Genomic DNA, 12,653 nt, shown 5'->3' with positions numbered 1-12,653 from the left:
AAGGTAAAATTTTATCTATCTCGCCGCTCTGTCCGAGGCGATACAGCGCGAAGTCATATTTGATGGGGTCGCTCGGATCGAAGCGTCTTAAGCTTTGCGTAAGCTGCAAAACCGCCTCAAAATCGTAACTCTTGCGATCGATCAGCCCAAGCTTAAGCGAAACTTTGTGCGTATGGGTATCGAGCGGGATGAGGAGGCGCGATTTTTCGATCTTTTTGTACAGCCCCAGATCGATGTCGCTGTCACGCACCGCCCAGCGCAGGAAAAGATTGTAGCGCTTATACGGCGACGTGGGCTTTTGCGCAAAGCCGCGCCCGAAAAAAAACTCATATCCCGGGCTGCGGTAGGGATTTAATTTGTAAATCTCGCCGATTAAAAAATTTATTCCGTCTTCGATCCGTCCGTTTTTTTGCATACCGCAAAGCACGCTCTCTTCGATGCTAAGGCTATTTTTAAGCCGCTTTAAAGTTATAAAAATTTCAGCGACGTCGCGCGGGCTTTGAAATCTATATTTTTTGCTCGCAAGCTCCGCTCTAATGTGCTCATCGCTCGCGTCCAAAAGCGAAAAATCAAGCGAGCGGAGGAATTTTAAAATTTGAGCCGCGCTCCCGTAAGCAAACAGCGCGCAGATAAGCGCCGCGACGTCGTTTCGATGTCCCTTTGCGACCTGCAGCGGATCTGGCGCGCCGAAAAGATCTGCGTCGCAATTTTTCAAATCGGCGTAGTAATCTAAAATTTGCTTTAAGCTTTTCATTTTGCGTAGTAACTCATCGTCGTGGCGCCGAATTTGCGCGATTTAAGCAGCGCGAAATCGCCGATTTTAGGCGGCAGCTCAAGCTCGCTCATATGCTCGATCGCGATTAGCAGCTCGCACTGCGCGGAGCCCAAGCGCGCTATCAGCGCCAACACCCGCTCATAAATCCCGCCAAAACCCTGCCTGATCGCAAACGGCGGGTCCAGATAGACAAACACTCTGCGCGCGGGATCGGAGATGGAATTTTCTATGGAATTTGCAGTATGGCTTTCGCTAGAATTTACGGCAAAGTATTCGCCTAAACCGCAGGTTAAATTTTCACGGGAGTTGGCGGAGAAATTTTTTCTTGAACCGCGGGTTAAATTTACGTTTGGGCGCGAATTTCCTCCGCAGCTAACGCCAAAATTGCCACTAGAATTCTCAGTAGAATTTTTTCTTAAATCATAGGCAAAATTTACGTTTGAATGTAAATTTTCTCCGTAGCTAGTGGCAAAATTCTCGCCTAAATTTAAGATTTCTTTCTCTTCGCAGCTCGCACCTAAGCCCGCACCGCGATTTGCGTCAAAATTAGAGCTCTTGCCGCATTTTGAGCTTAAATTTACGCTACGATTAGCGGTCTCGGTGCCGCTCGCGTCGTATTGAGAAGCGCAGTTATTGTCAACCTTTTCGCCAAAGCTCGCGGCGTCCGTGGCTAACGAATTCACACGATATTTTATACTAGAAGCGCCCGCATAATCGCCAATCTGGGCACAACCGCCAAAACCCTCGCCTGCGCAATCAGCATTTGTGCCACCCTGCGCGCCATTTTGCGCGCTGCCAAGCACACTGCTTCCCGTGCCGTATTTAGCTAAATTTTTTATGTCGCTTTGCGTGCCGCCTTCCATTCCAACGTTTTGCTCGGCGCGGTATCCGTCCTCGCCCTGCTCTACGCCGCTAAAGCTTTTGCGACGGCCCTCTTTTTCGCCGTCTAAATTTTCGTAGCAGGCGCCGTCGTCGGCATGGTTTTTGAAATTTTTGCCGCTTAAATTTGGCGAATTTACGCCCGAGCGTCCGTTCATATTCGCTTGCAGCTCGTGCAAAATTTCAGGTAGTCGTTCGAAGCAATCGCCCAAAATCGCATTTGCGCCGAGCCCGAAAAGCTCGAAATTTTTCCGCATTATCTTATGCGCGGCAGCGTCCTGTTCGATCGCGTAAACGTTTTTTGCGCCGTTGCTTAACGCTTCAAGCGCCATCGCGCCGCTACCGCCGAAGCACTCGATAAACGCCGCGCCGCGCAACTCCGCCCGCCAAGTATCGAAAAACGAGCCCTTTACGATGCTTTTCGTGCTACGCGTGCTCGAAAGCGCGGGCAGAGCGAGCTTTTTACCCCTATAAATACCGCTTGAAATTTGTGTAAAGAGCGTGCCGTCGGGTTTAGAAAATTTAGCCATTTTGCCTTCTTAAAATTTCGATGATTTTTTCCTTAAACTCATCAAATAGAGCGCAAATTTCCTCCTCCGCCGCATCGTATCCGCTAAAATCCTGCTTTAGCGAACCTTGAAAATCCTCCAGCTTTGATAGCAAAGTATTCTTTGAAAATGGGAGCGTCAAATCTCCGTCCTCGCCGATTAAAAATAGCGGTTTTGCCGAGCTTTGCGGCTCATCGCTTATCACGAAGTCGCAATCCTGCGCACTTGTAGCGCAGTCCTTCAAAAACAGCTCCAGCGTCTTTTGCAAAATTTCGCAGTCGCAATCGATAAAAGCTTTCATCAAAGCCCCTTTTTAAATTTTATCATCTTAAATTTTTCGCCAAACTCAGCGCGCAGGTGATTGAACTGCAAAAGCGCGTTATGATAGCCCTTCTCGCCGCTTTTTTGCATAAAAAGCTCTAAAAGCTGGACCGCGCCGAAGTCCATCAAAGCCGCAATCTGTCTTTTAAAATCCGTCGCCGCCGCGCCCGCATCCTCAAACGCAGCACGCAAAATTTCAAAATTTACGTCGTAAGTAAGATCGCTCTTGCCGTAAAAATCGCTCAAGTTCTGCACCTCAAAGAAGCTAAAAACCTCGTGGTTTCGGTAGATCCGCAGACTAAAATCGCCGCTAGCGCCCATCTGCCCGTAATCGAAGGCTATGAAATAAAACCGCTGCGCGCTGGCGCAAATTTCGCGGGCGAAGCGAAAGTATCCGACCGGGATTTCGCCGCGCGATATGCCGAATCTGCGCGTGATGGTCAAAATTTCACCTTCTTTTATGGGGGCAAATTTTGCCGTGCCGCTCTCTATAAAAAGCATATTTTCGCCGTCCACCGCCTCGCATTTAAAGGCGTCGAAAAGCTCGTTCGCCACAAAGATCGCATCTTTAAATTTCGCCTCATGCGCGCTTGTGAAATGCTTTAGCGCGATCTCGTCGCCGAAGCTCTCTGCAAAGCTCGCCCGCTGTAGCTCGCGCAGGCGCTCGTGCGGCTCGATAATCGCAAAGCTAAATTTATCAAGCGCCGCCGCACCGCCCAGCGTAAAGATAGCTTGCGCTATGTCGCAAAGCAGCCGCCCGTCGTGCGAGCCGATCTCTACGATAGCGATTTTGGCGCTCTTTTGCGGCTTTTTTGCAGGTGCAGCGTCTAAATTTAGCTCGCTCACCGCAAGGTTTTGCCGCGATGCATTTGTACTCGCCGCCGCGTCTAAGCTTAACTCTTGCGTCGCGCAAAAATCCGCGCTTAGGCGTAAAATTTCGCGCGCGATGCAGATCCCAAAAAAGCTTCCTACGCTTACGGCGGTGTAAAAATCGCCGCTCTTGCCGATTTTGGCGGCATTTGCGTAGTAGCTCTCGTTTAGCCAGCCCTCGAAAAAATCGCTAAATTTCACGCCCGCACTATCTCGTCCAGGCTCTTGCGTAGGCGCGCAAAACCCTCTTTGATCTCCGGTTTTTTGATATTTAGCGCAGGCAAAAATCTAAGGGTGCGCTTGCCGGATTTTAGGATCAAAAGTCCGTTTTGCAGGGCTTTGTTAAAGATCTCACCCAAATTTCTTTCATCGCGCAGCACGAGGCCTTGCATCAGACCGAGCCCCACGCGTTTTTCGATCAGGCTAGGATAGTCTGCGGCGAGCCCGTCCAGTTTTTTGATAAATCTTTTTATGGTCTTATCAAGCTTGCCGCTCGCTTTTAAAAACTCTAGCTGCGAAAGCACCGCAAGCGCCGTAGAGGTAGCCAAAAAGTTACCGCCGAAGGTGCTGCCGTGCTCGCCCGGAGCGAAAATGTTTTGCTGCGCCACGCACGCGCCGATCGGCACGCCGCCCGCAAGCCCTTTGGCAAAGGTGATGATGTCGGGACGGATGCCGTAAATTTGCGACGTCGCAAACTCGCCCGTGCGATATACGCCGCACTGCACCTCGTCGGTGATCAAAAGCAGCTTTTTCTCTTTCAAAACCGCCGCCAGCCTTTGCACGCTCGCCTTATCCAGAGGCTTGATACCTCCCTCGCCCTGAACGAGCTCGATCATCACGGCGACGCTGTTTTCATCGATATGCGCGATGATATCCTCGATATCGTCGAAAAATTTAAATCCTGGCATATAGGGCGCAAAAATTTCGGGATGAAATTTCTCCTGCCCGGTAGCTTGTAGCGTAGCTAACGTGCGGCCGTGGAATGAATTTCGCAGAGTTAGAATTTCAAATTTCTTATTAGGGAAATTTATGGTGCCGTATTTGCGCGCCATTTTGATCGCCGCTTCGTTCGCCTCCGCGCCAGAGTTGCAAAACACGGCGTAGCTGCGATACCCCAAAAGCTCGCTAATCTTTTGGGCCAGGGCTTCTTGAGGCAGAATTCTATAGATATTCGAGCCGTGGATGATCTGCGCGGCTTGCGTACCGATCGCTTCCAGCACAATCTCGTTTGCGTGCCCCAGGCAGTTTACGCCGATGCCCGCGCCGAAATCCACGTAGTCCTTGCCCGCTTCGTCATAGACTACCGAGCCCTCGCCTCTTACCAGCGCCACGTTTACGCGCGCGAAATTATCCATCAAATAGTTCATTGTTTGTACTCCACTTTAGGCAGATGCCAAGATTTGTAATAAGCCACCATGCGAAACGCAACCCCCAAAACCAGCAAAATAATTACCGAAAAGGCGCCGCTAAGCCCCAATCCATCAAGCACGAAATATATTAAGCCCACGCCCATGCTTATCGTGCCATAAAGCCCCGTATGCAAAAACCACGGCACTTCGTTCAGCAGCACGTCGCGCAAGATGCCGCCGCCCACGCCGTTGCAAAACGCGATCAGCACCACGCCGAAAACGTTATGATTGTAGCTTAGCGCAACCATCGCCCCTACGATCGAAAAGCTTACGACGTCGATCGCATCGGTTAGAATAAATAAAAATTTACCCTCCAAATCGCGGTTCTCGTAAAGTTTGGCAAAAATGGCTACGGCGCTTACCGCAAGCACGATGGTTACGGGCGCGTAGTGCGTGAACGAGTAGATCTCGCGGCTTACCAAGGTGTCGCGCATGATCCCACCGCCAAGCGCCGTCAAAAACGCCGCGATAAAGATCCCAAGCCAATCACAGCCCTTCTTTACGCCGAATAAAAACCCGCTAAGCGCCGCCGAAGCGATGCCTACGCACTCCGTAAGCTCTAAAATACTCATATCACAAACCGCTAAAATCCTTTTAAAAACGCATTTTACAACAACTAAATATAAATTTCGGTAAAGCGCAGCGGGCTGGATAAATTTAGACGCTGCGGTATAAATTTCAGAGCGGCGGATAAAATTTGAGCGCGGCGAATTAAAATTCTACGAGATAGAATTTCATATGGCAGAATTTTGCGCGGCTAAAATACGGCGTCGTCAGGGCGTAAATATAAAATTTAGACTTGAAATTTATAAACGGCTGCGGAGATAAAATTTCACAGAATTTTATCGCGGCTAAAATACATAGCGTCGTAATCGGGCGCAAATTTTAGCTTTAAATTTACGGCACGTGCGCACTAGAAATAATTTAGCGCCAACAAGACGGGCTCTATATTTGCAGCTAACGGCGCGTAAATTTTGATTTGAAATTGCGCCCTCGTTTTTTGCGCCGTGTTTTGCCACTACAAAATTTCATGCGATTTTACGAAGACCTAATCCGAGCAGAATTCTACGTAAAATTTTAAAATTTAGCGGTCGATTCTGCGTAGAATTTTACGCCGAGCTCCCGCTGCTAGATTATTGCAGTCTTTCTTTTAAAATTTCCCAAATACCGGGCATTGCCAGCAGTCCGTTATGCCGCGCGTTTGGTATTTCATAAAATAGATCGCCCGCCTTAAGAGATCCCGCAAGATCGCGGCAGTGATGCACCGGTATCAGCTCGTCGGCGGCGCCGTGGATGAGCGTGATCTGCGTGCTGCGCGCCGCTTGCAGAAATTCCGCGGTCGGAATCTTGTAGCGGATCAAAAATTTAGGCACAAAGGGGATCTTTTCGTGCGCTAGCCGCTCGAAGCTAAAATAGGGCGCGAGCAAAATCAGCCGCGCCGCATCCCACTTCGCAGCCTGCTGTGCTGCGATGCCGCTTCCGATCGAGTAGCCGATCATCGCGAGCTTTCTTGGCGGATGCTGCGCCAAAACGTAGCGGCTCATCGCATCCGCACTCGCAAAAAGCTGCTGCTGCGATGAAATTTTGCCGTCCGATTTGCCGTAGCCTGGGTAATCGAAAATATAAAAATCGTATCCCAAAGCCGTAAAATCCGCGCCGTATGCACCCCAGCCGCTCACGTCGCCGAAGTTGCCATGAAAGAACAAAATCGCGCCTTTGGGCTCTGCCGCGCTAAATTTCAGCCCGTTTATCGACCCGCCCTCAAACGGGATATTGATCTCTTGAAATTTTATCGCAGCGGAGTTTGTGTTATTGCCCAATGCGACGTCCTGAGCGGTATTTTCGCCGACGCGCTCGCCGCTAGTTTGAGCGCTTTCACTTTTGATCTCACCCGCTGCGGCGCCGTTTTCTTTTACGCCACCCTCCACAGAAGCGTTTTCGTCCGCGACGCCATTTATCGCCGCGCCATTTTGCGTAGCGGACATCAATGCCTCTAAATGCTCGCCGTTCTCGGGAACGTTTACAAGTCCTGCAAATTCGGAATTTTCAAAGCTAAATTTAAAATTTTTATCCAGCGGCTCGCCCAAAAATATCAGCCGCTCCTGAAAGATATAAAGTCCCGCTAGCACGCAGACATAAACACACGCCGCGATAACGCACAGCCTAAGTAAAACCCTCATCGCCGTCCTTTAAATTTAAAGCCGAGGCGCAAAAATGCGCAACGGCACGTGAAATTCCGTCTCGCCGCTAAGCTTTAAACTCGCTCAAAAACCATTGAAATGCTAAGATCAGCCCCGGTGCGCGCACGATCTTCTCGTCAAACATAAACTCCCGCGCCTTAGCCGCAGGCAGGTAGAAAAGCTCGATATTCTCGCCGTCCACGCCGCCGCCGCGACTTAGCTTCATCGATTCGTCGATACACGCGAAGTATAAAATTTGACGGTTCGCCGCAAAGCCCAGGGCGCTGTAGTAGCTCGTGATAAATTTCAAATCCTTCACGGCATATCCCGTCTCCTCGAGCACCTCTTCGATCGCCGTTTGCTCCTCGCTGATGCCCTTATCTAAAATGCCAGCGCAAAGCTCATAGGTGTAGCCCTTTTTGGGCGAATTTATTAAATTTTCCTCTTGATAAAACCACACGCTGGGGCGAAACTGCTTGACGAGCAAAAGCGCGTCGCGCTGCGTATGATAAAGCAAAATCGAGACGCTATCGTGCACCTTTACGCAGTCCCACGCACGCGCCACGCCGTCCATTTCAAAATTTAAGCGAAAGGGTTTAACGAAATTCGAGCTTTTAAGCTCGGAAATTTTAAAATTTTTTATAGTAGTATCCACGTCGCAAGTCCTAAAAAGCTAAAAAATCCCACGATATCCGTAACCGTGGTAAGCAGCACGGAGCTGCCGACGGCGGGATCGATATTTAATTTTTTAAGCGTGATCGGAATGACGGCGCCGAAAAGCCCCGCGAGCGTTAAATTTAGCACCATCGACATCGCAATCACTAGCCCCAAAAGCTTAATGCCGAACCAAAAATACGCCACAAACCCCATTAGCGTCGCAAAAATGAGGCCATTTATAAAAGCGATCGTGATCTCGCGAAAGAGAACCTGCTTTTTGTCTTTAAACGCTATCTCGCCCAGGGCTAAGCGGCGCACGGTTACGGTAAGCGCCTGCGTGCCGGTGTTGCCGCCCATGGAGGCGACTATTGGCATAAGCACGGCGAGCGCGACCAGCTTTTCGATAGTGGCGTCGAAAAGCCCGATGATCGTGGAGCTTACGATAGCCGTGCATAAATTTACCGCTAGCCACAAGGCGCGCGCACGACCCGCCTTAAAGATCGTCGTCTCATCGTCTTCGGCTTCGTCATCAACGCCCGCGAGGTTATAAATTTGCTCGGTAGCGCGCTCTTGGATGAGATCGTGGATATCGTCGGCGGTGATACGCCCGATGAGTATGCCGTTAGCATCTACAACGGGGATGACGTTAAGGTCGAATTCCTCAAAGTCCTTGATCACGTCGTCGATCTTGTCGGTATCGGTAGCGAAGTGGATTTTATTTTCGGCGCCGAATTTTTGTGAAATTTGCTCCAGCGTGAGCGAAAAATCGTATAAAATCAGATCGGACGTCGAAAAGGTAGTAAGCAGATGCCCCTTTTTATCGAGCACGAAGAGCTGAAAGACATTCTCGATCTCGTCCTTTTCGCGCATAATGCGCAGCATCTCAACCGCCTGCCCCAGGGTCTGATCCTGCCTGGCGCTAAAGACCTCGGTCTGCATATACGCGCCCGCCTCATCTTCGCTATATTTGGAGATAGTAAGAATATCGTGGCGATCGTCCTCGTCAAGCCCATAGAAAATCTGCTCGGCCTTGTCCTCGTCGATTTCGCCGATGTTTTGCAAAAGCTCCGCCTGATCGTCACTTTCTAGCTCCTCGATCGCTTTGACGATCTTTTCGTGAGGTAGAGTTTCGATGACGTCTTCGAGCATATGCTCGGGCATCTCAAGCGCAGCATCGGCAAGATCCTCAGGATCTAGCTTTTTTAAGAATTCTACGTATTTTTCTTCGTCGTGCTTCTTTAGAGTTTTTAAATGCTCCGTAAGATCGGCGGCACTCAGCTCATGCTCAAGCGTATCGCCTAGATGCGCATCAAGAAGCGCTTTGGCTTCCTCGACGTCGTCCAGCTGCTCTTTATTTTCCATTTTTGGCCTTAATTTATCGTGATAAGCGACTCGTAGTTTTCAAATTTAGCAGGGTTTTTCGAGCCGTCTTTAGCCGCAGCCATTCTGGCGTCCATATCTTTGACGAGAGCTTTAAATTTAAGTTCTTCGGCGCTTATGACGTTAGTTTTTTCAATCTTGACTACCTTAAGCGGATCTATCGCCTGCTTATTTTTATAAAGTCCGAAGTGCAGATGCGGTCCCGAACTAAGCCCGGTCGAGCCTACGTAGGCGATTAACTGACCTTGCTTGACACTAACGCCTGCTTTTGTGCCGCTAGCAAAGCCACTAAGATGTGCATAAAGCGTGCTAATGCCGCCGCCGTGGTTGATTTCAACGGTATTGCCGTAGCCGTTTTTACGCCCTACGAAGCTAATCTTGCCCGCTCCTGCTGCATTTACCCTAGTGCCTTTGGGGGCTGCATAATCCACACCCAGATGTGCACGATATCGCTTTAAAATTGGATGAAATCTTTTAGGGGTAAAATACGATGAAATTCTAGTATAAACAAGCGGCGTGATTAGTAGAAAAGATTCGACCTTTTTACCGCTTCGGTCGTAGTATTTATCGTCGAAAAAATATAGCGATTTGGGCTTTTTATTTTCCTCGATCATTCCTGCGGTGATATTTACTCCGCCAAAAGGTTTGCCAAGGCGCGTCTTTTGCTCATACAGGATCACGAGCCGATCGCCCTTTTGCAGCTTTTTAAAATTTACCTCGTTTTTAAAAACAAGCATAAACTCATTCGCTAAAGCCGCATTGCCCGTAGCTTTGATGATATCTTGATAGGGCGAGCTTTCGATCTGAATTCCTAAAGAGTAGCTGTTTTCCTCATAAACTATCGGAGTATAAACGAATCTAAAAGTGCCGAATTTATCGCGGTACATGTGGATCTGAAGCTCCTCACTGACGGGGATTAGCAGCTGGGAGACGCGACCTGCTGGATCACGCAAAATTTGACACTCCACGCCAGCTCGTACCTCGGCGGCAAGCTCCTGATCCTCTTTATCCAGGTCATAATATACAGACGCGGGAATGCCCGCAGTTTCCATAAATTGCAGCAGACTTACGCCATCGGGCCAGGCAAACTTCTCTACGCTGGGGTTGTTCGCAAAAACTACGCCTATCCACAGAAAAAGCAATATAAAAATTCTAGTCATATAAAACCGCTTTGAAATATTATTTTAAGGCGGGATTGTAACGAAAAAACGCTTATATTTCGTAAATACCGCGGAATTTTATCGCTAATTTCAAAGTTTTATGTATAATTAGCCGAAATTTTATTCAGGAGCAGAATTTTGAAAAAAGCTTTACTTATTTTAGGTCTATTTTTAAGCGCGGCGATAGGGGCGGAATTTAACATGCCGCGATACGAAACCGCCCTACTTAGCGTAACGGATGGTTCGGGCGAGATCACAGATAGCCCTACGATTGCCGTAGGTAGCAGCGGAGTTGTGATGCATAATTTCGGTAGCGGCGCGAGCTCCATCATCGCGCGCGCAGTCGTGACGCAAAAAAGCGCAGGCAAGGCAAAGGTGCGATTTGAGGTTTTTGATATGTTAGCTCAAGAGGCGCTGCCGCTGCCTAAAATTTTACCCTCAAGCGGCGATAAAGTGATCTTAAATTTCCTCTATGACCGCGCCATAATCGTCGCACCTAACGCTGAAATTTACGAGCAGGTTATCAAGGCTTTTCCGAATATAAATTTTATCCACCCAGATCTTGGCGGCGCCTATCTTAGCTACAACCACAAGCCAAATCCCAGCCGTGACGATTTTCGTAAAATTTGCGCGCAAAACAGCGCCGGACTGATTTTTATCGCGATGGATAAACAAGGCGTATTTGCCGACTGCGGTAGTTTCAAGCCTTTGCGTACGTTTGCTAGCGGCAGCGTGGCTTATTATCAGCTGCCATTTTACTCACGCGTGGGCGAGATAAAGACCGTCATTTGGGACTTTACTAACGGCCCGATCAGCGATTACGACAAACACTACCGCTATTTGCTGGGCTTAGACGGCGATGAATAGCGCCGCGCGAGCGTTTTTTACAAATCTATTAGGCGCGGATAATGCCTATTTTGACGAGGCTCATCGCACGGCATACTGCTACGACGCGACAAAAAGGCGCTGTCTGCCGGACGGCGTGCTTTTCCCGCGAAGTGAGGACGATGTCAGTCAAATTTTAAAATTCTGCAACGAAAATTTAATCCCTGTAGTTCCAAGAGGCGCAGGTAGCGGTTTTACTGGTGGATCTTTAGCCGCAAACGGCGGAGTGATTTTGGCATTTGAAAAGCATATGAATAAAATTCTAGAAATCGACATGCAAAATCTACTCGCCGTAGTCCAACCCGGCTGCATAAATATCGATCTGCAAAAAGCAGCCGCAGCGCGCGGGCTTTTTTATCCGCCCGATCCCGCAAGCCAGGATTATTCCACGCTAGGAGGCAATGTCGCCGAAAACTCCGGCGGTATGCGCGCCGCGAAATACGGCATCACCAAAGACTACGTAATGGCATTGCGTGCGGTACTGCCTAACGGCGAGGTGATCCGAGCGGGCAAACGCACTATCAAAGATGTCGCAGGCTTCAACGTGGCAGGAATTTTAATCGCAAGCGAAGGTGCGCTTGCCATCATCACCGAAATCACACTCAAGCTCATCTCAATGCCAAAGCTTAAAAAGACCGCGATGGGCGTTTTTCCTAGCGTAGATGCAGCAATGAATGCCGTGTATAAGACAATGGCAGCCGGTATCACGCCCGTGGCGATGGAATTTTTAGACGCGCTGTGCATAGCCGCGGTCGAGGAGAAATTTCATAAAGGCTTGCCGAAGGGCGCGGGCGCGATTTTGATCTGCGAAACAGACGGCAATTTAGAAGCAATGCTTTTGGAGGAGCTCGCGCTCATAAAAGAAATTTTTGTTCAAAACGGCGCGAGCGACTTTCGCGTCGCAGAAAGCGAAGAGGAGCGTGCGGGCATTTGGTTTGCGAGGCGCAACTGCTCGCAGGCGATCAATATCTACGGCACGCTTAAGCTAAACGAGGACATCACTGTCCCGCGCTCGCAGCTGCCCGAGCTACTGCGCCGTATCGCGTGCATCGGCGATAAATACGGCATGCGCGTGCCCTGCTTCGGGCACACGGGCGATGGCAACGTCCACACCAACGTCATGGTCGCCGACAAAAAAGATGAAGCTCAAGTGCGACGCGGACATGACGCGATTGCTGAGATTTTCAAAGCTACAGTTGATCTCGGCGGTACGCTCAGCGGCGAGCACGGCATCGGGCTAAGCAAAGCAGAATTTATGCCGTTAGCCTTTAGTGCAGCAGAGATGGAGCTATTTCGCGCGATCAAAAGGGCGTTCGATCCAAAGGGTATCTTAAATCCCGGAAAAATGGGGCTTTAAATTAGGATCGTCATCCAACTTCTACGGTGATTTGAAATCGATTTACCCTGCTTATCCCATCTAAAATTCTACTTTCTTACAATATGCCTGCTTAAAATTTATCTCGCTTGCAATTTAGCTTATTTACAGGCTAATTCGAGTTAGTTTTAAGCTTGATCTACCCATTTATAGATCGATTTTGCTTGCTTTGCGATGAATAATTTTACTTGTTTATTGATAGATTCCATCCACT

13 protein-coding genes and 1 pseudogene are annotated in these 12,653 nt (G+C 49.2%); 2 read left to right on the top strand and 12 right to left on the bottom strand.

Annotation, left to right across the window (positions count from 1 at the left end; translation table 11 throughout):
* The 12 genes and pseudogenes from Q0372_RS02950 to Q0372_RS02895 all read right to left on the bottom strand — a co-directional run.
* Window positions 1-754: TIGR02757 family protein (locus tag Q0372_RS02950; protein WP_298102348.1), on the bottom strand; the 754-nt coding region annotated here is incomplete at its 3' end.
* Window positions 751-1,638 (bottom strand): RsmD family RNA methyltransferase, encoded by an 888-nt coding sequence (locus tag Q0372_RS02945; RefSeq protein ID WP_298102351.1) that lies wholly within the window; start codon window positions 1,636-1,638, stop codon window positions 751-753. The genes Q0372_RS02945 and Q0372_RS02950, both read right to left, overlap by 4 nt.
* A 192-nt stretch (window positions 1,639-1,830) precedes the next feature.
* A pseudogene (locus Q0372_RS02940) lies at window positions 1,831-2,184 on the bottom strand (RsmD family RNA methyltransferase); the annotation flags it as partial.
* Complete coding sequence (locus Q0372_RS02935; RefSeq protein WP_298102344.1) at window positions 2,177-2,503, bottom strand: hypothetical protein; 327 nt, start codon at window positions 2,501-2,503, stop codon at window positions 2,177-2,179. The gene Q0372_RS02935 and the pseudogene Q0372_RS02940, both read right to left, overlap by 8 nt.
* On the bottom strand, window positions 2,503-3,594 hold the full coding sequence (locus Q0372_RS02930) for an SAM-dependent methyltransferase (protein ID WP_298102341.1): 1,092 nt from the start codon (window positions 3,592-3,594) through the stop codon (window positions 2,503-2,505). Before Q0372_RS02930 ends, Q0372_RS02935 begins: the two co-directional genes overlap by 1 nt.
* Window positions 3,591-4,760 carry an aspartate aminotransferase family protein gene (locus Q0372_RS02925; protein WP_298102338.1) on the bottom strand — a complete coding sequence of 390 codons (1,170 nt, stop codon included), beginning with the start codon at window positions 4,758-4,760 and terminating at the stop codon, window positions 3,591-3,593. The genes Q0372_RS02930 and Q0372_RS02925 overlap by 4 nt, the downstream gene beginning before the upstream one ends.
* The gene (locus Q0372_RS02920) at window positions 4,757-5,374 is read right to left on the bottom strand and encodes a TRIC cation channel family protein (protein ID WP_298102334.1); all 618 of its coding nucleotides are present in this window, start codon (window positions 5,372-5,374) and stop codon (window positions 4,757-4,759) included. Before Q0372_RS02920 ends, Q0372_RS02925 begins: the two co-directional genes overlap by 4 nt.
* A 139-nt stretch (window positions 5,375-5,513) precedes the next feature.
* Window positions 5,514-5,684 (bottom strand): hypothetical protein, encoded by a 171-nt coding sequence (locus Q0372_RS02915; RefSeq protein WP_298102331.1) that lies wholly within the window; start codon window positions 5,682-5,684, stop codon window positions 5,514-5,516.
* 251 nt (window positions 5,685-5,935) lie between these two features.
* On the bottom strand, window positions 5,936-6,982 hold the full coding sequence (locus Q0372_RS02910; RefSeq protein WP_298102328.1) for an alpha/beta fold hydrolase: 1,047 nt from the start codon (window positions 6,980-6,982) through the stop codon (window positions 5,936-5,938).
* A gap of 67 nt (window positions 6,983-7,049) precedes the next feature.
* Window positions 7,050-7,637 (bottom strand): NUDIX hydrolase, encoded by a 588-nt coding sequence (locus Q0372_RS02905; RefSeq protein ID WP_298102324.1) that lies wholly within the window; start codon window positions 7,635-7,637, stop codon window positions 7,050-7,052.
* Window positions 7,622-9,001 (bottom strand): magnesium transporter, encoded by a 1,380-nt coding sequence (gene mgtE, locus Q0372_RS02900; protein ID WP_298102321.1) that lies wholly within the window; start codon window positions 8,999-9,001, stop codon window positions 7,622-7,624. Before mgtE ends, Q0372_RS02905 begins: the two co-directional genes overlap by 16 nt.
* Window positions 9,002-9,009: 8 nt before the next feature.
* Window positions 9,010-10,179 (bottom strand): peptidoglycan DD-metalloendopeptidase family protein, encoded by a 1,170-nt coding sequence (locus tag Q0372_RS02895; protein WP_298102318.1) that lies wholly within the window; start codon window positions 10,177-10,179, stop codon window positions 9,010-9,012.
* 138 nt (window positions 10,180-10,317) lie between these two features.
* Here Q0372_RS02895 and Q0372_RS02890 point away from each other — a divergent pair, with 138 nt between their 5' ends.
* Both Q0372_RS02890 and Q0372_RS02885 read left to right on the top strand, forming a co-directional pair.
* On the top strand, window positions 10,318-11,046 hold the full coding sequence (locus Q0372_RS02890) for a plasminogen-binding N-terminal domain-containing protein (RefSeq protein ID WP_297881461.1): 729 nt from the start codon (window positions 10,318-10,320) through the stop codon (window positions 11,044-11,046).
* Complete coding sequence (locus tag Q0372_RS02885) at window positions 11,039-12,421, top strand: FAD-linked oxidase C-terminal domain-containing protein (protein WP_298102313.1); 1,383 nt, start codon at window positions 11,039-11,041, stop codon at window positions 12,419-12,421. The genes Q0372_RS02890 and Q0372_RS02885 overlap by 8 nt, the downstream gene beginning before the upstream one ends.
* The last annotated feature ends 232 nt before the right edge of the window (window positions 12,422-12,653 follow it).

It is taken from the genome of uncultured Campylobacter sp., from assembly GCF_937997405.1.
Lineage (GTDB): Bacteria > Campylobacterota > Campylobacteria > Campylobacterales > Campylobacteraceae > Campylobacter_B.
The sequence above is the reverse complement of the archived record's forward strand: the minus strand, read 5'-3'. Positions and strand labels throughout refer to the sequence as shown.

Bases quoted from the DNA above. Each gene is read 5' to 3' on its own strand.
- Q0372_RS02945 (WP_298102351.1), bottom strand. From the start codon at position 1,638: ATGGAAGGCGGCACGCAAAGCGACATAAAAAATTTAGCTAAATACGGC.
- Q0372_RS02935 (WP_298102344.1), bottom strand. From the start codon at position 2,503: ATGAAAGCTTTTATCGATTGCGACTGCGAAATTTTGCAAAAGACGCTG.
- Q0372_RS02925 (WP_298102338.1), bottom strand. From the start codon at position 4,760: ATGAACTATTTGATGGATAATTTCGCGCGCGTAAACGTGGCGCTGGTA.
- Q0372_RS02920 (WP_298102334.1), bottom strand. From the start codon at position 5,374: ATGAGTATTTTAGAGCTTACGGAGTGCGTAGGCATCGCTTCGGCGGCG.
- Q0372_RS02910 (WP_298102328.1), bottom strand. From the start codon at position 6,982: ATGAGGGTTTTACTTAGGCTGTGCGTTATCGCGGCGTGTGTTTATGTC.
- mgtE (WP_298102321.1), bottom strand. From the start codon at position 9,001: ATGGAAAATAAAGAGCAGCTGGACGACGTCGAGGAAGCCAAAGCGCTT.
- Q0372_RS02895 (WP_298102318.1), bottom strand. From the start codon at position 10,179: ATGACTAGAATTTTTATATTGCTTTTTCTGTGGATAGGCGTAGTTTTT.
- Q0372_RS02885 (WP_298102313.1), top strand. From the start codon at position 11,039: ATGAATAGCGCCGCGCGAGCGTTTTTTACAAATCTATTAGGCGCGGAT.